This is a genomic window from Streptomyces sp. NBC_00104, from assembly GCF_045160825.1.
In the GTDB taxonomy this organism is placed as follows: Bacteria; Actinomycetota; Actinomycetes; order Streptomycetales; family Streptomycetaceae; genus Streptomyces.
Window position 1 is genome coordinate 4,341,848 of record NZ_CP108215.1, and the last position, 21,713, is coordinate 4,363,560.

Below are 21,713 nucleotides of genomic sequence, written 5' to 3' on the forward strand. Positions count from 1 at the left end.
ATGAATCCGTGCGCCCCCTGTGCACCCGGCACCGTGTGTCAGGTCACGCTTACCTGTCGTTCCACTCGGGCACCCTGGCGAATAGAGTCGATTGGCGGAGCGCCGGAGGTCGGCAGAAGCCAAGCCGACTGCACGGCTTCACCTTTGATTCGTATCCGCAACCTCCCCTTCATCGAGAGAGGCACGGGGAGACCCCACCCGAGGACACGATTGCCATGCCTCGTCCGACGACCGCACAGCTCGCCTACGGCTCCTGCACCGTGATCTTGTCCACCCTCGCCATGCTGCTGCTGTCACAGACGAGTTCCGGCGCGGGCATCGCGGTGATCGCCCTCTCCGCCCTGGCCCTCGGCCTGCTCGTCGCACTGACCGTGCCGCTGCCCAAGCCCGCGCCCGGCGCCGCCACGCGCCGCCCCGGGGTGTCCGTCGCCGCGCCGGCCCCGGCCCGTGCCCCGGCCCCGGCGGCCGTGCGGTCCGAGGCGGTACGAGAGCCGGTGCACGAGCCGACGGGGTCCTGAACCGGCACGCGGTGACAGCTCGCTGAAACGCGTCGGCGGGCCCGTGGATCATCGATCCCGGACCCGCCGTTGTCGTGCGACCGCGCGCTCAAGCCGTACTGACCACCACCGTCTTCGCGGCCTTGTCGTGCAGACCCTGCTTGTAGGGCTTGTCGAAGAAGCTCCAGCCGCCCGCGATCGCCGTCCAGACGCAGGCGCAGCAGAAGGCGAAGGGGATCCACAGCACGGCCGCGCGGATCAGCGCGGTCTGCATGGAGGGCGTGGACCCGTCGTTGAGGTTCGCCACCCGCAGCTTCATCAGCTTCTTGCCGAGGGTCTGGCCGTTCTTGACGCCGAAGTACGTGTCGTACGCGATGTAGAGGATCGCGGCCAGCGCCTCCTGGGCGAGGGACCTGCCGAACTCCCAGTCGTCCGAGTCCACCGTGTACTGGCCGATCCTGAACGCCCACGCCAGCAGCCCCACCACGATCCCCACCAGGATCATGTCCATGATCCGCGCCAGCACCCGCTTCCCGCTGTCGGCGAGCGGCGGCATGCCCGAGAGCGGATCGTTCGGGTACGGCCCACCGCCATAGGGGTCGCCGCCGTAGGGACCGCCGCCGTAGGGGGGCGGCTGGCCGCCGTACGGCGGTTCCTGCCCGCCCCCGTACGGCGGCGGTTGCCCGGGCGGCGGGTCGTACGGGGAGCCGCCGCCCCGGCCCGGCGGGGGCTGCTGCTTCTTGAACGGGTCGTCGTCCGGGGACTGACCGGAGCCGAAGGGCGGCGGTTCGGTACTCATGGCCCGAGTCGACCGCGAACCCCCAGGCTCCGCATCCGGCACGGGGCCGTCCGGGGTACGCGGTTCCCCCGCGCCCCCGTCCGGCCCACGCGGCCCCTGCCGCTACTCGCCCGCCGCCACTTGCCCGCCGCTACTTGCCCGCCACGAACGTGTGCGCCGTCTTGTCGTGCCAGCACTGGCGCCACGGCCTGTCCCACACGCACCACAGGACGCCGATCACACCGATGCCGAGCAGCCCGGAGACGGTGTGGACGAGCCAGCGGCGCAGCGAGCGCCCGAACGACGGGGGCTCGTGGCCCTCGATGTCCCGGACCTCGATGCCGAACAGCTTCTTGCCGAGGGTGCGGCCCCACCTGGCGGTGGGCAGCACCTCGTAGAGGGCGCTGACGAGGAACAGGACGCCCAGGATGATGCCCAGGTAGACGGAGGTCGTGCCGTCGACCAGCCAGACGGTGACCTTCTCGCCGGAGAGCTTGGCCGCGTCGATCTTCTCGTCGATGTGGTCCATCGCCTTGGTGCCGAACGGCACGGCCGCCCCGGCCGTGACGGCGCCGACGACCAGGCTGTCCACGAGCCGGGCGCCCAGCCGTCTGCCGAGCCCCGCGGGCCGGGACTCCGCCTGCCGTCGCGCGGCCGCCTGGAAGGGGTCCTCCACCACCGGCTTCCACGGCGCGACCGGCTGCTCCCCCTCGCCCCCGGCGAGGCGGTGCACCTGCTGCGCCCAGGAGGGCTGCCCGCCGCCGGTGCCGACGGCCATCGGGGCCTCGGCCGACTGCCGGGCGGCGGCCTGCTGGGGCACGTCCGGCGCGGGCTGGGCGGCCTGCGGGGTGGGCGCCGCCGGTGAGGTCGGCGGGGCCTGCTGGGGGAACGCGCCGCCGAACTGGGGCTGCTGCGGCTCCGGTTGCCGTGGGGCCGGGGCGGTCGGCGCGACGGCCGCCGGAGCCGGAGCCGGAGCCGCCGGGGCGGTCCCGCCCACAGGCAGGCCCGCCTGCGGGCCCTGCTGCGGAGCCATCGGACCCTGCGGAGGCTGCGGACCCTGCTGGGGGCCGGACGGTGCCGTCGCGGGCGAGGAGGACTGCGGGGCGAGGCCCAGGGCCTGCTGCGCGGCGATCTGGGCGGGAGTCAGGGGACCGCCGAAGACGCCGGGCGCCGCGGGCGCGGCCCCGTCCGGCTGCCCCGCGCGCGCGGAGGGGCGGAACGTCATCGTCCCGTCCGTCCGCAGGGGTTCCGCGCCCTCGCCGGCCGGGGGCCGCCCGGACGTGTCGGGACGGCGGAACACCACCGTGCCCGGTGAGGCCCCGGCGTCCCCGTCGGCCTCCGCCGGAGGGATCGTCGCCGTACCGTCCGTGCTCGCCGTGGGCCCGGAGTCACCGGGGTCGCCGTCCGCTTCGGCCGCGAGGGAGAGGCGGGGGTCGGCGCCGGGGGCGGAACCCCACGACACCCGGCGGTCCTTGTCGCCGCCGAAACCGGTCTGGCGGGAGCGGTCGGCGCCCCACGCGGAGGCCGGCTCGGGGCGGGAGCCGTGCAGGGCGCTGTCGGAGGACGAGCGGCCCGACTCGCCGTCGGGCGCGGGGTCCTCGTCGAAGAAGTGCGGGCCCGTCTCCTCCACCGTGCCGGCCGAGCCGGAGCCGGGCGGCGGGGCGAGCGGCGTGCCGTCGGAGGGCGCCGGACGGCTCGTACCCGGCACCCAGGCCGCGCCGTTCCAGTACCGGACATATCCAGGAATGGACGGGTCCGGGTAATACCCTTCACGGGGCCTGTCGTCACCGGGGGCCGGGGTTGGGGCACTCATGTCCGTCGTCCCGTATCTGCTCGTGGGTTTGGTGGAGGGCATACACATCTACCAGACGCCGGCAAGTCCCATGACCGCTGCCGCCGGACCCGCCCCATTCGCGCACGGATCTGCTACGGGCCCAGAGGGCCCGCGGCGGCGGAAGCCGGTCGGTGAACCCGCCGGAAAAAAGTTTCGCGAACCCGCGTAATGCTTCGGGGCCCACGCCCCTCTCACTCGTACGGGCCCGCCCACGGGGCCCCTCCACGAGAGAGGAACGATCACCATGCGGCACACCGTAGTGGAGCGCGAGCTGGAGCTCGGACTCGTCCTGTCGCCCGAGCGCAGCATCCCCGTGCCGGCCAAGCTCGGCTACCGCACCGACGACCCCTACGCCGTCCACATCACCTTCCACGTCAACTCCGACCGCCCGGTCCACTGGACGTTCGCGCGGGAGCTGCTCGTCGAGGGGGTGTTCCGGCCGTGCGGGCGCGGGGACGTGCGGGTGTGGCCGACGAAGGTGTCGGGCCGCAGCGTCGTGCTGATGGCGCTCAGCTCGCCGGACGGGGACGCGCTGCTCGAAGCGCCGGCCGCCGCCGTGTCGGCCTGGCTGGAGCGGACCCTGCGGGTGGTGCCGCCGGGCTCGGAGTTCGACATGCTGCGCATCGACGACGGCCTGGCCGAACTCCTCGCCCAGTGAGGCGGGTGCGTCAGAACCGAGGGAATCGGCACCGAGGGGGTCAGAACAGCTTGCCCGGGTTGAGGATGCCCAGCGGGTCGAAGGCGGACTTCACCGCCCGCTGCATCTCCATGCCCACCGGGCCGAGCTCCCGCGCCAGCCACTCCTTCTTGAGGATGCCCACGCCGTGCTCGCCGGTGATCGTGCCGCCGAGTTCCAGGCCGAGGGCCATGATCTCGTCGAAGGACTCGCGGGCGCGCCGGGCATCTTCGGGGTCCGCCGCGTCGAAGCAGACGGTGGGGTGCGTGTTGCCGTCGCCGGCGTGTGCGCAGACCCCGATGGTCAGGTCGTACTTCTGGGCGACGCGCTCCACGCCCTCGATCAGCTCGCCGAGCTTCGAGCGCGGCACGCACACGTCGTCGATCATCGTCGTGCCCTTCACCGCCTCCAGCGCGGTGAGCGACAACCGCCGTGCCTGGAGCAGCAGTTCGGACTCCGCCGCGTCGTCCGCGGGGACGACCTGGGTGGCGCCCGCGGCCTCGCACAGTTCGCCCACCGCGGCGAGGTCGGCGGCCGGGTCCGGGGTGTCGAAGGCGGCCAGCAGCAGTGCCTCCGTGGTCTCCGGGAGTCCCATGTGGGCCAGGTCGTTGACGGCCTTCACGGTCGTACGGTCCATGAGTTCGAGCAGTGACGGGACGTGCCCGCCGGCCATGATCCGGCACACCGCGTCGCAGGCGGCGGCCGCCGACGCGAACTCGGCCGCCAGCACGAGCTGCTGGGGCGGCTGCGGCTTGAGGGCGAGGGTCGCGCGGACGACGATGCCGAGCGAGCCCTCCGAGCCGACGAAGAGCCGCGTGAGGTCGTAGCCGGCGACGCCCTTCGCGGTGCGCCTGCCGGTGGACATCAGCCGGCCGTCGGCGAGCACGACGTCCAGGCCGAGGACGTACTCGGCGGTCACCCCGTACTTCACACAGCACAGGCCGCCGGAGGCCGTGCCGATGTTGCCGCCGATCGTGCACATCTCCCAGCTGGAGGGGTCCGGCGGGTAGCAGAGGCCGTGCTCGTTGACCGCGCGGGAGAGGGTCGCGTTGATGACGCCGGGCTCGACGACGGCGATGCGGTCGACGGGGTTGATCTCGAGGATCCGGTCCATTTTCGTCAGGGACAGCACGACGCAGCCCTCGGAGGCGTTGGCGCCGCCGGACAGGCCCGTGCGGGCGCCCTGCGGGACCACGGGGACGCGCAGTTCCGTGGCGACGCGCATGACGTGCTGCACCTGTTCGACGGTCCGGGGCAGCACGACGACCGCCGGGACACCCGCCTCGCAGAAGCTCGCCATGTCGTTCGCGTACGAGGCGGTGACGTCCGGATCGACGTGGACCGCCTCCGGTGGCAGGCCGCTCAGCAGACGGTCGACGAGGTTGCCGGTCGTCTCGTCACTCGGGGCTTGGATACGGCTCATGATCACAGGTTCGCACTCACGGCCATCGGTGTGAACCCGTCGGCGCGAGCGTTCGGGTGCGGGATGTGGTCGTCGTATTGACGCACAGTGAGCGGCATGTCTGTGGAGAACGAGGAGCGGGCGGCCCGGCGGTGGGGGCAGGGGCGGGGGGTGGCCTGGGCGGTCGTCGGGTGTCTTGTGCTCGGGGGTGTGCTGATGGTGGTGCCGCCGGACGGGGGCGACGGGGACGGTGGCGGCGGAGACGGCGGCGGGCGGGCGGCCCGGGTGGTGGGTGCGGCCGGGCCCGAGGGGCGGGCCCGGGCCGTGATGACGGCCGGGGCGCCCGCCGCGTTGCCCACGGTGGCCTCGGTCGTCCGGGAACGTGAGGCCCGGGTGCGGGACCGTCCGCGTGATCACACCTCGTGGGCCGTGCTCGGCGTGGCGTACACCGAGCGGGCCCGCCGTACCGGCGCCTTCGCCGACTACCCGAAGGCCGAAAACGCCCTGCGCACCTCGCTGCGCCTGCGGCCGACCGGCAACGTGGACGCCCTCGAAGGCCTCGCCGCGCTCGCGAACGCCCGCCGCGACTTCCGGGCGGCGAAACACTGGGGCGAGGAGGCCGTACGGGTGGCGCCGGAGCGCTGGACCTCGTACGCCCTGCTCATCGACGCGTACGACGGGCTCGGCCGGTACAAAGCGGCCCGCGCGGCCCTGGGCAGGCTGCTCACCCTGAACTCCGGGCCGGCGGCGCGGGCGCGGGCCGCGCAGGTCTACTGGGACCAGGGGGCACGCGAGGACGCGGCCACCACGATCGCCGATGCGGCGGCTTCGGAGACGACGCCCGTGGGGCCGTCGGCCGCGGCCGCCGCGTGGTGGGTGCGGGCCGGGGAGCTGGCCTGGGAGCGGGGGGAGGCGGCGCAGTCGTTGCGGTACTGCGAAGCCGCCGGGAGCGAGCCGGAGGCCGATGCGTGCCGGGGGCGGGCGCTGGCCGCGCTGGGGCGGACGGCGCAGGGGGTGCGGGCGTACCGGGTGGCCCTGTCACGGCGGCCGTCGGCCCAGGTAGCGCTGCGGCTGGGCGAGTTGTACGCGTCGCTGGGGCGGGCCGGGGAGGCGCGGAAGCAGTACGGCGTGGTGCGCACGCTGGTGGCGCGGGCCGCCGGGGCCGGGGTGAACGAGTCGCTCGTCCTCGGGGCGCTGGAGGCGGACCACGGGGATCCGGAGGTGGCCGTGCGGGTGCTCCGGGCCGAGTGGGAACGGCAGCCGGGTCTGCGGGTGGCGGACGCGCTGGCGTGGGCGCTGCACCGGGCCGGGAAGGACGAGGAGGCGCTGGGGTTCGCGCGGCGGGCGACGGACCGGGCGCGGGGTGGGGAGGTGCGGAGTGCGGCGTACGCCTGTCACCGGGGGGTGATCGAGCGGGCGTTGGGCCTGGCGGCCCCGGCCCGGCGGCATCTTGCCGAGGCGCGGCGTCTCAATCCGTACTTCTCGGTGGGTGGGGGGCGGCGGTTCGCGTGAGGGGGTGGGGGTGCCTGTGCGTTGGCGGGTGCGGGTCCGGTGGGGGCTGGTCGCGCAGTTCCCCGCGCCCCTGAAAAGCAGGGGCTGCGCCCCGTGCTTTTCACCCCGGCGCCCCGTCGCCTTCCAGGCCCACCGGCCGGTCGCCTTCCAGACCCACCGGCCCGTCGCCTTCCAGACCCACCGCCCGGTCGCCTTCCAGACCCACCGGCCCGTCGCCTTCCAGACCCACCGCCCGGTCGCCTTCCAGACCCACCGGCCCGTCGCCTTCCAGACCCACCGCCCTGTCGTCTTCCAGGCCCACCGGTCCGTCGTCTTCCAGGCCCGCAGGGGCCTGGTCTTTCAGGGGCGCGGGGAACTGCGCGAGCGACCACGAACCATCCGCGGTCGCCCGAGCGCAGTCACCCCCGGGCTGTGAGGCGCCCGGTCACAGATTGCCGCGCTTCTCCTGCTCCCTCTCGATCGCCTCGAACAGCGCCTTGAAGTTGCCCTTGCCGAAGCCCATGGACCCGTGCCGTTCGATGATCTCGAAGAAGACCGTCGGCCGGTCCTGGACCGGCTTGGTGAAGATCTGGAGCAGGTACCCGTCCTCGTCCCGGTCGGCGAGGATCTTGAGTTCGCGGAGGGTGTCGACGGGGACACGGGTGTCGCCGACCCACTCCCCCAGCGTGTCGTAGTACGAGTCGGGGGTGTTGAGGAACTGCACCCCGGCCGCGCGCATCGTCCGTACCGTGCGCACGATGTCGTTCGTGTTGAGCGCGATGTGCTGGACGCCCGCGCCGCCGTAGAACTCCAGGTACTCGTCGATCTGGGACTTCTTCTTGGCGATGGCGGGCTCGTTGATGGGGAACTTGACCTTCAGGGTGCCGTCCGCCACGACCTTCGACATCAGCGCGCTGTACTCGGTGGCGATGTCGTCGCCCACGAACTCCTTCATGTTCGTGAAGCCCATGACCCGGTTGTAGAACTCCACCCACTCGTTCATGCGCCCGAGCTCGACGTTGCCGACGCAGTGGTCGATGGCCTGGAAGGTGCGGTGGGCGGGCGGCTCGACGAGGGGGTCGGCGGCGACGTAGCCGGGGAGGTACGGGCCGTCGTAGCCGGTGCGCTCGACGAGGGTGTGCCGGGTCGTGCCGTAGGTGGCGATCGAGGCGAGGACGACCGTGCCGTGCTCGTCCTTCACCTCGTACGGCTCGGCGACGGAACGGGCGCCGTGCTCGATGGCGTAGGCGTACGCGCGGCGGGCGTCCGGGACCTCGATGGCGAGGTCGACGACGCCGTCGCCGTGCTCGGCCACGTGCTCGGCGAGGAAGTGCCCCCAGGTGGTGGCGGGTTTGACGACGGAGGTGAGGACGAAACGGGCCGAGCCGTTCTCCAGGACGTAGCTCGCCGTCTCGCGGCTGCCGGTCTCGGGGCCGGCGTAGGCGACGAGGCGCATGCCGAACGCGGTGGAGTAGTAGTGGGCGGCCTGCTTGGCGTTGCCCACGGCGAAGACGACGGCGTCCATTCCCTTCACCGGGAAGGGGTCCGCCTGCCGTGCGGTGTCGGGGATGTCGCGTGTGTGCGCGGAAGTGGCTGCCATGGCCGCAGACTCCACCCGCCTCCACAAGGTGCGCAACAGTTCGTGATTCTGCTGGACAATCTGCCCAGTGGAGAATCCATCCTCCAACTGGTTCTGTACAGGGTGACCATCCCGGGAGGTCTCATGGCGATCGATCATCTGGACGGGCGGCTGATCGTCCTGCTCGCGCGGGAGCCGCGGATCGGGGTGCTGGAGATGTCACGACGGCTGGGGGTCGCGCGGGGCACGGTGCAGGCCCGGCTCGACCGGCTTCAGTCGAATGGAGTCATCCGCGGGTTCGGTCCCCAGGTGGACCCGGCCGCGCTCGGGTACCCGGTCACGGCGTTCGCGACGCTGCAGATCAGGCAGGGGCAAGGGGCCGACGTGCGGGCGCACTTGGCGACCGTGCCGGAGGTGCTGGAGCTGCACACGACGACCGGCAGCGGGGACATGCTGTGCCGGCTGGTGGCCCGTTCGAACGCCGATCTCCAGCGGGTGATCGACCGGGTCGTCGGTTTTGATGGCATCGTCCGGGCCGCCACGGCGATCGTCATGGAGAACCCCGTTCCGTTGCGGATCATCCCGCTGGTGGAGCAGGCGTCGCTCCACGAGTGAACCGACGGGGCCCGGGAGACGACGACCTAGCCGAGCCTGGGGGTGCGTGCCGGTGAGCTTCTGGGAGTACGTCGGCAGCTATCGCGAGAAGCTGCTGTTCGACGCGTATCAAACGGCCGGCGCGGTGTTCCAGTGCATGGTCGTGGCCACGGCCGTCGGCGTGCTGATCGGGGTCGTCACCTACCGGCGGGAGTGGGCCGCCGGGCTCGCCACGACCACCACCGCCACCCTCCTGACCATCCCCTCCCTCGCCATGATCGGTCTGCTGGTCCCGGTGGTGGGGCTGGGCGTGGCCCCGACGGTGATCGCGCTGACGCTGTACGGGCTGCTGCCGGTCGTACGGAACACGATCGTGGGCCTGCGCGGGGTCGATCCGGCGCTGGTGGACGCGGCGAAGGGCATCGGGATGTCCCGGTCCCTGCGGCTGCTGCGGGTCGAACTGCCGCTCGCCTGGCCGCCGATTCTCACCGGGATCCGGGTCTCCACACAGATGCTGATGGGCATCGCCGCGATCGCCGCGTACGCCTCCGGGCCGGGCCTGGGCAACGAGATCTTCCGCGGTGTCGCCTCGCTGGGCAGCGCGAACGCGCTCAACCAGGTGCTCGCCGGCACGCTCGGCATCGTCGTCCTCGCACTATTGTTCGACGCCGCGTATGTGCTGATCGGGCGGCTGACGATTCCGAGGGGGATCCGTGGCTGACAGCGGCACGACGGGGGCCACCATCGAGTTGGTCGACCTCGGCAAGCGGTATCCGGGCAGTCGTCAGCCCTCCGTCGACGGCGTCACCCTGCGGATCGACGCGGGCGAGACCGTCGTGCTCGTCGGGCCGTCGGGGTGCGGCAAGTCGACGACGCTCAAGATGATCAACAGGTTGATCGAGCCGTCCAGCGGTTCCATCCGGATCAATGGTGAGGACGTCACCGGTATCGATCCGGTCAGGCTGCGGCGCAGGGTGGGCTACGCGATCCAGTCGTCCGGTCTCTTCCCGCACATGACCGTCGCCCAGAACATCGCGCTCGTGCCGAGGATGGTCGGCTGGTCGGCGTCCCGGGTCAGGGCGCGGGTGGCGGAGATGCTGGACCTGGTGGGGCTCGACCCGGGCGAGTTCCGCGACCGGTATCCGCGTCAGCTCTCCGGCGGTCAGCAGCAACGGGTGGGCGTGGCACGGGCGTTGGCCGCCGATCCGCCCGTCCTGCTGATGGACGAGCCGTTCGGGGCGGTGGACCCGATCACCCGCGACCACCTCCAGGACGAGCTGCTCCGGCTCCAGCGCGAGCTGCACAAGACGATCGTGTTCGTCACCCATGACGTCGACGAGGCGATCAAGCTCGGCGACCGGATCGCGATCCTGCGGGAGCGGTCGCACATCGCGCAGTTCGACACCCCGCAGGCGATCCTCGCCGGCCCGGCGGACGACTTCGTCTCCGGTTTCGTGGGCGAGGGCGCCGCCCTGAGGCGGCTCGGCCTGACGCGCGTACGGGACGTCGAGGTGACCGACTGTCCGACGGCCGACGTGGGCGATCCGCCGCAACGGATCGTCGAGCGGCTGCGGGCGAGCGGCACCGGCGAGGTGCTGCTCCTCGACGAGCGCGGACGGCCGTGCCGTTGGCTGCGGCGCGGGGACCTGACGCGCGCCGCGGGGTCGCCGGCGCGGGCCGGGACCCCGGTCCACAGGACCGTCACCGGCGACGCCACCCTGCGGGACGCCCTGGAGGCCGTGCTCACCGACAGCGCGGGGCGCGTCGCCGTCACCGGCCCGCACGGACAGTACACCGGCGTCCTGGACACGGAGACCCTGCTCCACTCCGTCCGCGGGCTGCTGGCGGCGGACCGGCTGGACGCACCGGAACACCGGCACGGGCTGGAGGACACCCTGGCCCGACAGGCGCCCGCCGAGCAGGAGGTCGACAGAGAAAAGGGGGCGCTATGACGGCTGCCGAGACGGGCTCCACGGCTGGCGCGGGTCCCACGGCTGGGGCGCGCTCCACGACTGGGGCGGGCCCCACGACCGGGACGCCCTCCACAACAGAGATGGGTTCCGCGACCGGAGCGGGCTCCCCGAGCGGGGCAGGCTCCACCACCGAGATGGGCACCGCAACCGGAACGGGCTCCCCGACCGGAGCAGGCTCCCCTACCGGGGCAGATCTCACGACCAGGGCGACCACCGGCGCCGATACGGGAGCCGCCGCCGATACCGGAGCCGCCGCCGAAGTGAGATCCGCGATCAAGGCCACCGCCACCGACACGACCACCGCCACCCCCGCCGAGGCAGGCTCGGCGATCACCGCGGATGGCGTCTCCGGGCCGGGCGACACGCCCGCGTCGGCCGACACGCCCGCGTCGGCCGGGCCGTCCGCGCCGGGTTCGGCGCCTCCCGTCGACGAGACCCCGCCGCCGGACAGGCCGCCCGCCCCCAGGGTGACCTGGCAGAAGCTGACGTTCCTGCCCTCCGTCCTCGTGGTCGTCCTCCTCGCCACCTGGATCTGGTTCCAGCAGGCCGAGCTGGACGCGATCTCCGTGAACGCGCTGTCGAACGGGCAGGTGGGGCAGGCCCTGTGGCAGCACATCCAGCTGACCGCGATCTCCACTTTCTTCGTGCTGATCATCGCGATCCCACTGGGCGTCCTGCTGACCAGGCAAGCGTGCCGGAGGGCCACCCCGGTGGCCCTGACCGTCGCCAACATGGGCCAGGCCACCCCGGCCATCGGCCTGCTCGCCCTGCTGGTGATCTGGCTCGGCATCGGCCGGAGGGCGGCCCTGATCGGCATGATCGTCTACGCCGTCCTGCCCGTCCTCGCCAACACGATCGCCGGTCTGAAGGCGAACGACCCGACCCTCCTCGAAGCCGCCCGGGGCATCGGCATGTCCCCGGCGGAGGTGCTCACCCGTGTCGAACTCCCCCTGGCCGTACCGCTGATCCTCGCGGGCGTTCGCACGGCTCTCGTCCTGAACGTGGGCACGGCGACCCTCGCCACCTTCGGCGGAGGCGGCGGCCTCGGCGTACTGATCACGACCGGCATCACCACCCAGCGCATGCCCGTCCTCGTGCTCGGCTCGATCCTCACGGTCACCCTGGCCCTGCTGGTCGACTGGCTCGCCTCGCTGGCCGAACTGGCGCTCCGGCCACGGGGGCTGGAGGCGGCTTCATGAGCCGGCGTGCGCCCCTGCTGCTGGGGAGTCTGCTGGTGGCCGGCTGCGGGCTGACCAGCGGTTCCCCGATGACCGACGACGTCCAGCCGGGCTCGGTCGGCCGGGGCCGACCGCTGGAGGGCGCCGACCTGACCGTCACCTCCAAGGACTTCACCGAGAACCTGATCCTCGGCGCCGTCATGGGCATCGCCTTCCAGGCGGCCGGCGCGGAGGTGCTCGACCGCACCGGCATCCAGGGGTCGTTCGGCGCCCGGGAGGCGGTGCGGAGCGGGGACGCGGACGCCATGTACGAGTACACGGGCACCGCCTGGATCACCTACCAGGGCAACAGCACCCCCCTCACCGACCCGCGCCGACAGTGGGAGGAGGTGCGTGACGCCGACCTGAAGAACGGCCTGACCTGGCTGCCGCCCTCCGCGCTCGACAACACGTACGCCCTCGCCCTGAACCGCGCCAACTCCAAGGCGTACGGCACGAAGACCCTCTCCGACGTGGCCGTGCTGGCGGCGAAGGAGCCCGAGGCCGTCACCCTGTGCGTGGAGAGCGAGTTCGCCCACCGCGCGGACGGGCTGCCCGGCATGCAGAAGGCGTACGGGATGAGCCTGCCCACCGGGAACATCACGCAGATGGACAGCGGGATCATCTACACCCAGGCGGCCAAGGGGAGCTGCCTGTTCGGGGAGGTCTACACGACCGACGGGCGCATCGCGTCGATGAAGCTCGCGGTGATGGCCGACGACCGGAGGTTCTTCCCCCACTACAACGCGGCCCCCGAGATCAACTCCGCGACGCTGAAGGAGTGGCCGGAGATCGCCGACGTCCTCGCGCCCATCACGAAGAAGCTGAACAACGACGTGGCGCGCGAGCTGAACGCCAGGGTGGACGTGGACGGGGAGGATCCGCACCGGGTGGCGTTGGAGTGGATGGTGGCGGAGGGGTTCGTACAGGAGGGGTGACCCCCGGGCTACTCCGTACGGCTCCATCGGTCAGCAGTCCGCGGTCTGCGGTCTGCGGTCTGCGATCAGCGATCAGCGATCAGCGGTCCTCAGTCCCCGGTCAGCAGCCGGGTACGGATCCCTTGCCCGTCTCCAGCGCCACGAGCGAGCCGACCGCGCCCTTCAGGGTCGTCACCGGGATGAGCCGCAGCCCCTTGGGCAGTTCGGCCTTCGCGTCCGCGCACTCGGCCTTGGGGACGAGGAAGACGGTCGCGCCGTCACGGTGGGCGGCCTGGGTCTTGAGGGTGACCCCGCCGACCGCGCCGACCCGGCCCTCCGGGTCGATGGTCCCCGTACCGGCGATGACGCGGCCGCCCGTGAGGTCACCGCCGCTGCCGTCGCCGTCGAGCTTGTCGACGATGCCGAGGGAGAAGAGCAGGCCCGCGCTGGGGCCGCCGACATCGGCGAGGCGCAGGGTGACCTCGATGTCGTCGGAGTGCTCGCCGAGGTAGGCGAGGGCCGCCTCGGTGGCCGTGTCCTGGGACTCCTTCATCTCCGCCTCGTTGTACTCCTGGATCTCCTCGGCGGTGTCACCGCTGGGATAGACCGCGTCGCGCGGCATCACGGCCTGGTCCGTGCGGAACCAGCTGTCGATCACCTCGCCGAGCCCGACGCGGGCGTCAGGACCGGTCGCCTCGATCGTCGTCATCCGCAGCTGACCGCTGGTCTTCCGGGCCTCCGCGCCGCTGATCGTGATCACCGGCTCCCCCTTGTTCTCGCCGAGCACGTTCGCCGTCATCCCCGGCTGCGCCACGGAGAACGGCAACGGCGCGAACACCGCCGTGGCGAGCAGCCCCACGACGGGCAGGGCGTATGCGGCTACGGCCACGGGACGCGAAAGGCTGGAGAGACGAGAGAGCACGGGATCAATCTAACGTGAGGGGTCCTTCCGGCCAGGGGGCGGTGGTGCCCGGGGGCGGGGCCGAGGCAGCGCGTCGGCCGGGCCTCAGTTGACGTCCACGTCCTCGAAGAGCGCGAGGAGATGCGTCAGCACCCGTAGGCAGGCGTCGACGTCGGCCCCCGTCAGATCACCGCCGGCCCGCTCCAGCAGGAGCCTCTCCCGGGCGACCAGAGCGTCGATGGTCGCCCGGCCGGTGTCGGTGATCCGGATCAGGGAGGACCGCTGGTGCGCGGGGTTCGGGATGGCCTCGACGAGGTCCTGCCCCGCCGCCTCGTTGACCATCCGCTGCACGAACTGCCTGCTCAGCGCCAGTGTCCGTCCCATCTGGGGCACGGTCATGGGTCTCCCGCCCATGCGCAACAGCTCCAGGACGGCGCGTACGCCGACGGGGAACCCCTCCTTCCGCTCCTTCAGCTCCAGCGCGCGGGTCGTCCGCCGGTAGAGGGGACCGAGGACGGCGAACACCTCGGACAGCCGCCCGGCGAGCGCGTCGGGCGGCAGCGGTTCATCGTTCTCTGTCACCGCATCGTTCTCTGTCACCGCATCATTCTCTTCCACGCTCCCCTGCGGGACTCCGCCGCGGGCAGAATGACAACCTGGTTGTCATCCACCCCTCCAACATGACACCCTAGTTGTCATGACAGATGCCTCGCAGGCCCTCACGCGCACATTCCTGTCCGACGACGGTCCGCTCGCCTATCAGGACGTCGGTTCGGGCACCCCGCTCGCGCTGCTGCACGGCAGCTTCACCGACCACCGCATGTGGCGCGATCTGGTGCCCGCCCTGGCGGCCGGCCACCGCGTCATCACGCCGGACGCCCGAGGGCACGGGGCCTCCGCCAACGCCAGCAGGCCGTTCCGCCTCACCGACGACCTCGCCGCGCTGCTGCGTCACCTGGACACCGGCCCGGCGGTCCTGATCGGCATGTCGATGGGCGGGGGCACGGCCGTCGACACGGCACTGGAGCACCCCGAACTCGTACGCGCCCTCGTCGTCAGCGGCGTCGGGACCAGCGAGCCCGAGCACACGGACCCCTGGACCAAGGACAGCGTCGCCCGGTACTACGGCACGCTGATGTCCGGCGACATCGAGGGCTGGCTCGACGTGGTCGGCGAGGCCGTCGCGGGCCCGCACCGCGCGGTCGACGACGTGGACCCCGACGTCGTGCGGCGCGTACGGGAGATGAGCCGCGCCACCGCCGCCAAGCACACCGTCGGCGAGACGGACTGGCACGTCCCGGTGACCGACACCTGGGCCCGCGCCGCCACCATCACCGCCCCCACCCTCGCCATCAACGGCGCCCTGGACGCCCCGGACCTCATCGCCATGGCCGAACGCCTGGTCGGCACGGTCGCCGGCGAGGGCCGGGCCATCTCCGTCGAGGGCACCGCCCACTACGTCAACATGGAGCAGCCGGACATCTTCAACAAACACCTGCTGGACTGGCTGGACACCCTGGACGCCCTGGCATGACCCGCGGGCCGCCGACGGCCGACCCGCTCACCGCAACGCGTCGGCCACCTCTCGGGCCGCGTCCATGACACGCGGCCCGACCCGCTCCGGCACCACGTCGGCGAGCATGACGACCCCCACGCTGCCCTCGACCCCCGTCACCCCGAGCAGCGGCGCGGCGGCCCCGCTGGCCCCCGCCTCCAGTTCCCCGTGCGTGAGCGCGTACCCCGGCCAGTCCCCCGGCTGCTGCCGGCCCGACAGAATCGCCCGCCCCGCTGCACCCCGGTCCAGCGAGTGCCGGAACCCGGCCCGGTACGCCACGTGGTAGTCCGTCCACGTCGGCTCGACGACCGCGACGGCCAACGCCTCGGTCCCGTCGACGAGCGTGAGATGGGCGGTCGCCCCTATGTCCTCGGCCAACGACCGCAACGCGGGCAGCGCGGCTTCCCGCACCAACGGATGCACCTGCCGCCCGAGCCGCAGCACCCCCAGCCCCACCCGGGCACGTCCGCCCAGGTCACGTCGTACGAGGGAGTGCTGCTCCAGGGTGGCGAGCAGGCGGTACACAACGGTCCGGTTGACCCCGAGCTTGTTGGACAGCTCGGTGACGGTCAGCCCGTGATCGGTGTCGGCGAGCAGCTTGAGGACACGCAGTCCCCGATCAAGCGTCTGAGAGGTCTCCGCGGTCACGACGCCCACTCCTTCTTGGGTGAGGGCGGCGACCCCTGTCACGGCTGATGCGTCACCGGTCCCGTCGGCGACGCGCTACAGAGGCCGCCGATCGGCTGAACCCGGATGATCCGGGCGGAGTCGCTTCACGGCTGCGCTCCGCGGCGGCGCTGCCACGGGGCGTGTGCGTAGCGGGACAGTAGACGAGCGGGTTCGCTGAGCGGAAGACTCCGTCCAGAATCCGGGCAGTGACCGGTACGGACTACTTCGATTTGTGACGCTATGTACGGGCGCACCGCGCAGAGCGCACTCCCCGGAGCGTGCTCTGCCCTGACCCGCCCGCTCGCATGCCCGCCCGCCCGCTCGCATGCCCCCCGCCCGCTCGCATGCCCGCCCGCCCGCTTGCTTGCTCGCTCCCCGGGACGTCACGTCACTTCATCCGGGTGGCCCACTCCTGCACCTTGGCGATCCGCTGCCGCAGCTGCCCCGCCGTGGCCTCGGCACTCGGCGGTCCGCCGCACACCCGCCGCACCTCGGTGTGGATGACACCGTGCGGCTTGCCGGTCTGATGGGAGTACGCGCCGACCATGCCGTTGAGCTGTTTCCGCAGCTCAAGCAGCTCCTTGTGGGTGACGACGGGCCGTCGTTCGGCCGGCAGCTCCACCAGGTCGGCTTCGGCGTCCGGCTTCTTGCGGCTGTGCGCGATCTGGCGGGCCTGCCGCTTCTGGAGCAGCAACTGCACCTGGTCGGGCTCCAGGAGCCCCGGAATCCCGAGGTAGTCCTGCTCCTCCTCGCTCCCGGGGTGGGCCTGCATGCCGAACTCGGCGCCGTTGTACATGACCCGGTCGAACACGGCGTCGGACTCCAGCGCCTCGAACGGCAGCATGTCCTGGTCGCCGGTGTCCTCGTCCTGCTCCCGCTCCGCCTCCGCCAGGAGCTTGTCCTCCTCGGCGTACGGGTCCTCCTCGCCCTCCTTCTTCGGCTTGTCGAGGGCGTGGTCCCGCTCCACCTCCATCTCGTTGGCGAAGGTGAGCAGGTCGGGGATGGTCGGCAGGAACACGGACGCGGTCTCGCCGCGCCGCCGGGACCGTACGAAACGTCCGACGGCCTGGGCGAAGAAGAGCGGGGTGGAGATGGTGGTGGCGTAGACCCCCACGGCCAGCCGGGGCACGTCGACGCCCTCGGACACCATCCGCACGGCGACCATCCACCGGTCGGTGCCGGCGCTGAACTCGTCGATACGGTTCGAGGCGCCCGAGTCGTCGGAGAGGACGACCGTCGCGCTCGTCCCCGTGATCTCGCGGATCAGCTTGGCGTAGGCGCGGGCGGAGTCCTGGTCGGTGGCGATGACCAGGGCGCCGGCGTCCGGGATGCCCTTCCTGACCTCGGTGAGCCGCTGGTCGGCGGCGCGCAGCACGCTCGGCATCCACTCGCCGCGCGGATCGAGGGCGGTACGCCAGGCCTGGCTGACCGCGTCCTTGGTCATGGGCTCGCCGAGGCGCGCGGCGATCTCGTCCCCCGCCTTGGTCCGCCAGCGCATGTTGCCGCTGTAGGAGAGGAAGATGACGGGCCGCACGACGTGGTCGGCGAGCGCGTTGCCGTATCCGTAGGTGTAGTCGGCGGACGACCGCCGGATCCCGTCCATCCCCTCCTCGTACGTCACGAAGGGGATGGGGTTGGTGTCGGAACGGAACGGCGTACCGGTGAGCGCGAGCCGCCGGGTGGCGGGCTCGAAGGCCTCCAGGCAGGCCTCGCCCCAGGATTTGCTGTCTCCCGCGTGGTGGATCTCATCGAGGATCACGAGGGTCTTGCGCTGCTCGCTGCGGTTGCGGTGCAGCATGGGGCGCACGCCCACACCCGCGTACGTGACCGCGACCCCGTCGTACTCCTTGCTGAGCGGCCCCGCGCTGTACTCCGGGTCCAGCTTGATCCCTATCCGCGCCGCGGCCTCGGCCCACTGCTTCTTCAGATGCTCGGTGGGCGCCACGACCGTCACCTGCTGCACGACATGGTGGTGCAGCAGCCAGGACGCGAGCGTCAGCGCGAAGGTGGTCTTCCCGGCGCCCGGCGTCGCGACCGCGAGGAAGTCACGTGGCTGCTCCTGGATGTACCTCTCCATCGCCCCCTGCTGCCAGGCACGCAGCTTGCTGGCGGTACCCCAGGGGGCACGGCCGGGAAAGGCGGGCGAGAGGTGGTGGTTCGAGGAGGCGGCGGTAGTAGTCACGGTCTCCGGTCTGGGGGTCGAGCGGCTCGGCGGGCAGCCCAGGGCGACTCGCGCAGCGACTCGGACACCTCGGCCACGTATGACAACCGGGCCACCCTACCGGCGACCCGGTTCCGTCAACGCGCGAAGGGGGCCGGGTCGCCCGCAGGTGGGACTCAGCTCACATCGGCTGCTCGGCAAGCTCCCGCAGAGCCTCGGAGATGACCTTGACCTCATCCACGTCACCGGTGGCCACGGCGATCACAAGGCGTTCGGCAGCGTCGATGTCCGGCCGGAGCTGCACGTCGTTCATGGCGAGAAAGACGACACAGGATGTCCAGGCCGTGCGCTTGTTGCCGTCGACCAGGGGATGGTTGATCACGAGCGACTGCAGGAGGGCCGCCGCCTTCCCGAACAGGTCGGTGTACGCCTCCTGCCCGAACATCGAGGCAGAGGGGCGATGCACGGCCGATTCCAACAGGCCCGCGTCCCGAACGACAACGTCCTGGTCATCGACGGCAAGCTCGGCGATGGCCAGGACGTCCTCGGCCGACAGATAGACGCATGTCACTTGAGCCGCTCCAACAGCTCGGCCCACTTGACGGTCTGCTCCTTGGCGGCCTTTCGCACAAGGGCCTCATGAGCCGTCCTGGCCAGGTAGTCATCCACCGCCTTGAGCAGTATGGCGTGCATGCTTGTGCCCTCCTCGTCGGCACGCAGCTTCAGAGCTTCGGTCTGATCGTCACGAAGACGCAGGTTCATAGCCATACCAAAACGGTACCATCGACAGGGGTCAAAGTGGTACCACTCTTAGATGGAGATGGCTCGCAACCGCGTGGTCACCCAAGCCCCCACCAGCGCCACCCCCGCCATCGGCAGGAACACCGCGACGAAGGCGACCGGGTGCGAACCGGCACCGGAGGCCGTGGTGCCGGTCGTGTGGGCGACCGTACCGCCGCCCAGCGCGGCGAAGGCGGCGCCCCCCGCGGCGAGGAGAAGGGCGTTGGAGAGGCCGTCCGAGATCTGGAGGGCGGCGGAGTTGGTACCGGCCTGTTCGGGGGCGGAGAGATGGAGCAGAAGCACGCTGGTGGAGGAGATGACGAGCCCCATCCCGAAGCACCCGAAGGCCCACGCGACGGCCACGATCCACACCGGGACGGAGTCGATCAGCACCCCCGGCAGCGTGGTGATCGCCGCCGCGACCAGCACCATCCCCAGCGTCATCAACCGCTCCCGGTACGGCTCCACCCGCGCCCGCGCCTGCACCCACGACCCCAGCGCCCAGGTCCCCCCACCCGCCGCGAGCGAGAACCCGGCGAGCGTCGGCGACAGCCCCCGCTGCGTCACCAGCATCAACGGCACGAACGACTCGGCCGCGATGAACGACCCCGCCGCCACCCCGCGCAACAACACCACCGACGGCAGCCCCCGCACCGCCCGATACGTCCCCCGTGGCAACAGCCCCAGCACGGCCGGCACCAGCAGCCCGGCGCCCGCGACCGCCGGCACCACCGACCACCACCGCAGATCCTGCGCCGCGTACTGCAACAGCGCGGCCCCGAGCGAGATACCGAAGGCGAGCCGGATGCGGCGACGGTCGAAGGAGGAGGAAGAAGAGGCGGAGGAAGAAGAGGCGGCGTCAGAGGAGGAGGAGTCGCCCCGCGCCGCCGTCCCCTCCGCCCCCGCCGTCCTCTCCGCTCCCTCCGCTCCCGCCGCTCCCTCCGCTCCCGCCGTCTTCACCGGCCCGGAGGCCCTTCGCCGTATCTGCGGCAGCGCCAGCCCCAACGGCAGCACCACCAGCACCGGAATGCCCACGAACACCCAGCGCCAGCCCAGCTGTTCCGTCACCGCGCCCGAGACGAGCGGGCCGACCACGGACGGGACGACCCAACTCGCCGCGAAGGCCGCCATGATCGACGGCCGCAGCCGCTCCGGATACGCGCGCCCGACCACCACGTACAGCGCGACGATCACCAGCCCGCCGCCGAGCCCCTGCACGGCCCGGCCGAGGACGAACAGCCACATCACCCCGGCGGTCCCCGACAGCACCAGACCGGCCGCGAAGCCACCGATCCCCGCCGTCAGCGCCCCCAACGGCCCCCGCCGGTCCGACCACTGCCCCGCCAGCACCATCCCGAACAGGCTCGTCGTGAAGTACGCCGAGAACGCGAACCCGTACGCCGAGATCCCGTCCAACTCCCGCGCCGCGACCGGCATGGCCGTGCCGACCGCCATGGCCTCGAACGCGATCAGCAGCACGACCGAGACGATCCCGATACTCAGCCCCCGGTAGGAGCGGCTCAGCACGCTCTCCTCACCGTCGGGAGCCACGGGCGGGTCAGGGGTCCGCGTGACGCCCGTGCCACGCGCTTCGGAGTCGGCCATGCCCGCCAGCGTAAGAGGCACCACCGACATTCGCCCCTGTCCGGAGTCCCCCACCACCTGGGACTTTCGTCGTACGCCCCGCCGTTCATGAACGGCGTATGGCAGTCCCGTTGCAGCACCCCCGCACCCCTTGAGCCCCCACCCGAGCCCCGCCTACGGTCTACACATCGAGTTCGGAGCGACGGGCACCACAACCCCGCCACTCCCGACCCGGCCGTGTGCCCGAGTGGTTCAGGGACTCGCCTGCACTGCATCCATCAGCGAGCTCCGCTCGCGGGGAGTTACGTGGGTTCGATTCCCGCCACGGCTGTGGAAGGACAAACGAACACGAGAACGGCCGTGTGCCCGAGTGGTTCAGGGGCTCGCCTGCAAAGCGAGTTACGTGGGTTCGATTCCCGCCACGGCCTCCAGCACGGTGTGATGGCCGACCGCTTCTCAGTGGTCGGCCATCCTTGTGTGCCCGGCGGTCTCAGAGGTCCGCGCAGGCCCTGTTGCGCAGTGTCTCCACCCAGCAGCCCGCGGCGGTTCCCTCGTGCTTCTCGCGGTGGAGGAGCCAGAGGGTGAAGGCGAGGGTGGAGATGTCGGCGTCGAGGGGACAGAGGGTCGACTCGCGCTCGCTCCAGTTGAGGATCGCGCCGGTGGTGCCGTCGACGACGAGGCTGTTGCCCTCGACGAAGTGGCCGAGGCGGATCAGGTGGGCCGCTCCGGCCGGGAGTCGCTCGAGGGCGAACTCGCCGGGACGTTCGTCCGCGTAGTACTCGGCGAGGGTCGGCAGCGGGATGTCCGTGTCCAGCTGGAAGAAGCCGTGGTCCTCGGGCAGCCCCATGTCCCGCAGGAAGCGCCGGGTCGGCTCGTGGGTGAGCGTGGCCGGGAAGTCGAAGTCCTCGAAGCGCCACACCGCGCTCTGGCCGAACTCCTCGTCCAGCAGCCTGGCGGGCAGGTCCAGCGCCAGTCCGGAGCGCGTGACCGGTCCCCCGGTCAGCACCGCCAGGTCGTTCAAGTGGGTCAGATCGTTCAGGTCGTTCAGGTCCGTCAGGCCCATTGTCCCCATCGTCATTGTGCTCATGGCTCCCCCCGGCACATG

The 21,713-nt window shown here is 71.7% G+C and carries 22 protein-coding genes and 2 tRNA genes; 11 read left to right on the forward strand and 13 right to left on the reverse strand.

Annotated elements, in window-relative coordinates; all coding sequences use genetic code 11:
- Positions 1-215 precede the first annotated feature (215 nt).
- Positions 216-518 carry a hypothetical protein gene (locus tag OG272_RS19035; RefSeq protein ID WP_326582462.1) on the forward strand — a complete coding sequence of 101 codons (303 nt, stop codon included), beginning with the start codon at positions 216-218 and terminating at the stop codon, positions 516-518.
- A gap of 88 nt (positions 519-606) precedes the next feature.
- Here OG272_RS19035 and OG272_RS19040 read toward each other — a convergent pair whose 3' ends face one another.
- Together OG272_RS19040 and OG272_RS19045 are read right to left on the reverse strand one after the other, a co-directional pair.
- Entirely contained in the window at positions 607-1,296 is a 690-nt protein-coding gene (locus tag OG272_RS19040) for an RDD family protein (protein WP_327729488.1), read from the reverse strand.
- 130 nt (positions 1,297-1,426) lie between these two features.
- Positions 1,427-3,088 carry an RDD family protein gene (locus OG272_RS19045; protein WP_405894157.1) on the reverse strand — a complete coding sequence of 554 codons (1,662 nt, stop codon included), beginning with the start codon at positions 3,086-3,088 and terminating at the stop codon, positions 1,427-1,429.
- 265 nt (positions 3,089-3,353) lie between these two features.
- Here OG272_RS19045 and OG272_RS19050 point away from each other — a divergent pair, with 265 nt between their 5' ends.
- Complete coding sequence (locus OG272_RS19050; protein ID WP_326582459.1) at positions 3,354-3,767, forward strand: SsgA family sporulation/cell division regulator; 414 nt, start codon at positions 3,354-3,356, stop codon at positions 3,765-3,767.
- Between the two features lie 40 nt (positions 3,768-3,807).
- On the opposite strand, the gene OG272_RS19055 is transcribed toward OG272_RS19050, so the two are convergent.
- Positions 3,808-5,214, reverse strand: coding sequence for an FAD-binding oxidoreductase (locus OG272_RS19055; RefSeq protein WP_405894159.1), 1,407 nt, complete (start codon positions 5,212-5,214; stop codon positions 3,808-3,810).
- Between the two features lie 90 nt (positions 5,215-5,304).
- Here OG272_RS19055 and OG272_RS19060 point away from each other — a divergent pair, with 90 nt between their 5' ends.
- Entirely contained in the window at positions 5,305-6,699 is a 1,395-nt protein-coding gene (locus tag OG272_RS19060; RefSeq protein WP_405894160.1) for a tetratricopeptide repeat protein, read from the forward strand.
- Between the two features lie 100 nt (positions 6,700-6,799).
- On the opposite strand, the gene OG272_RS19065 is transcribed toward OG272_RS19060, so the two are convergent.
- Together OG272_RS19065 and hppD are read right to left on the reverse strand one after the other, a co-directional pair.
- A complete protein-coding gene (locus OG272_RS19065) occupies positions 6,800-7,000 on the reverse strand; it encodes a hypothetical protein (protein WP_405894161.1) in 201 nt (66 codons plus the stop codon).
- A 123-nt stretch (positions 7,001-7,123) separates the two neighbouring features.
- The gene (hppD, locus tag OG272_RS19070) at positions 7,124-8,278 is read right to left on the reverse strand and encodes a 4-hydroxyphenylpyruvate dioxygenase (RefSeq protein WP_326582455.1); all 1,155 of its coding nucleotides are present in this window, start codon (positions 8,276-8,278) and stop codon (positions 7,124-7,126) included.
- A gap of 123 nt (positions 8,279-8,401) precedes the next feature.
- Between hppD and OG272_RS19075 the strand changes: the two genes are divergently transcribed.
- From OG272_RS19075 to OG272_RS19095, 5 genes are all read left to right on the forward strand, one after another.
- Positions 8,402-8,872, forward strand: a complete 471-nt coding sequence (locus OG272_RS19075) for an Lrp/AsnC family transcriptional regulator (RefSeq protein ID WP_326582454.1) — start codon at positions 8,402-8,404, stop codon at positions 8,870-8,872.
- A 52-nt stretch (positions 8,873-8,924) separates the two neighbouring features.
- Positions 8,925-9,572 carry an ABC transporter permease gene (locus OG272_RS19080; RefSeq protein ID WP_326582453.1) on the forward strand — a complete coding sequence of 216 codons (648 nt, stop codon included), beginning with the start codon at positions 8,925-8,927 and terminating at the stop codon, positions 9,570-9,572.
- On the forward strand, positions 9,565-10,803 hold the full coding sequence (locus tag OG272_RS19085) for an ABC transporter ATP-binding protein (protein ID WP_405894164.1): 1,239 nt from the start codon (positions 9,565-9,567) through the stop codon (positions 10,801-10,803). The genes OG272_RS19080 and OG272_RS19085 overlap by 8 nt, the downstream gene beginning before the upstream one ends.
- 350 nt (positions 10,804-11,153) lie before the next feature.
- Positions 11,154-12,023, forward strand: coding sequence for an ABC transporter permease (locus OG272_RS19090; protein ID WP_405896037.1), 870 nt, complete (start codon positions 11,154-11,156; stop codon positions 12,021-12,023).
- Entirely contained in the window at positions 12,020-12,979 is a 960-nt protein-coding gene (locus OG272_RS19095) for a glycine betaine ABC transporter substrate-binding protein (RefSeq protein WP_327729480.1), read from the forward strand. Before OG272_RS19090 ends, OG272_RS19095 begins: the two co-directional genes overlap by 4 nt.
- A 100-nt stretch (positions 12,980-13,079) precedes the next feature.
- Here OG272_RS19095 and OG272_RS19100 read toward each other — a convergent pair whose 3' ends face one another.
- Positions 13,080-13,847, reverse strand: a complete 768-nt coding sequence (locus OG272_RS19100) for a S16 family serine protease (RefSeq protein ID WP_405894166.1) — start codon at positions 13,845-13,847, stop codon at positions 13,080-13,082.
- 117 nt (positions 13,848-13,964) lie between these two features.
- The gene (locus tag OG272_RS19105; RefSeq protein ID WP_327729479.1) at positions 13,965-14,441 is read right to left on the reverse strand and encodes a MarR family winged helix-turn-helix transcriptional regulator; all 477 of its coding nucleotides are present in this window, start codon (positions 14,439-14,441) and stop codon (positions 13,965-13,967) included.
- 115 nt (positions 14,442-14,556) lie between these two features.
- Between OG272_RS19105 and OG272_RS19110 the strand changes: the two genes are divergently transcribed.
- Positions 14,557-15,393 (forward strand): alpha/beta hydrolase, encoded by an 837-nt coding sequence (locus OG272_RS19110; RefSeq protein ID WP_327729478.1) that lies wholly within the window; start codon positions 14,557-14,559, stop codon positions 15,391-15,393.
- Between the two features lie 27 nt (positions 15,394-15,420).
- On the opposite strand, the gene OG272_RS19115 is transcribed toward OG272_RS19110, so the two are convergent.
- From OG272_RS19115 to OG272_RS19135, 5 genes are all read right to left on the reverse strand, one after another.
- Positions 15,421-16,062 carry a helix-turn-helix domain-containing protein gene (locus tag OG272_RS19115; protein WP_326582446.1) on the reverse strand — a complete coding sequence of 214 codons (642 nt, stop codon included), beginning with the start codon at positions 16,060-16,062 and terminating at the stop codon, positions 15,421-15,423.
- Between the two features lie 409 nt (positions 16,063-16,471).
- Positions 16,472-18,265 (reverse strand): DEAD/DEAH box helicase, encoded by a 1,794-nt coding sequence (locus tag OG272_RS19120; protein WP_326582445.1) that lies wholly within the window; start codon positions 18,263-18,265, stop codon positions 16,472-16,474.
- 160 nt (positions 18,266-18,425) lie between these two features.
- Positions 18,426-18,815: a type II toxin-antitoxin system death-on-curing family toxin gene (locus OG272_RS19125; RefSeq protein WP_327729477.1), complete on the reverse strand. Its 390-nt coding sequence runs from the start codon at positions 18,813-18,815 to the stop codon at positions 18,426-18,428.
- On the reverse strand, positions 18,812-19,012 hold the full coding sequence (locus OG272_RS19130) for a CopG family transcriptional regulator (protein WP_327729476.1): 201 nt from the start codon (positions 19,010-19,012) through the stop codon (positions 18,812-18,814). The genes OG272_RS19125 and OG272_RS19130 overlap by 4 nt, the downstream gene beginning before the upstream one ends.
- A gap of 42 nt (positions 19,013-19,054) precedes the next feature.
- A complete protein-coding gene (locus OG272_RS19135) occupies positions 19,055-20,629 on the reverse strand; it encodes an MFS transporter (protein ID WP_328223204.1) in 1,575 nt (524 codons plus the stop codon).
- A gap of 212 nt (positions 20,630-20,841) precedes the next feature.
- Between OG272_RS19135 and OG272_RS19140 the strand changes: the two genes are divergently transcribed.
- Together OG272_RS19140 and OG272_RS19145 are read left to right on the forward strand one after the other, a co-directional pair.
- Positions 20,842-20,939, forward strand: a tRNA-OTHER gene (locus OG272_RS19140).
- 25 nt (positions 20,940-20,964) lie between these two features.
- Positions 20,965-21,039: transfer RNA gene (locus tag OG272_RS19145), tRNA-Cys, on the forward strand.
- 59 nt (positions 21,040-21,098) lie between these two features.
- Here OG272_RS19145 and OG272_RS19150 read toward each other — a convergent pair.
- Positions 21,099-21,695, reverse strand: coding sequence for an SUKH-4 family immunity protein (locus OG272_RS19150; protein WP_328223205.1), 597 nt, complete (start codon positions 21,693-21,695; stop codon positions 21,099-21,101).
- Between the last annotated feature and the right edge of the window lie 18 nt (positions 21,696-21,713).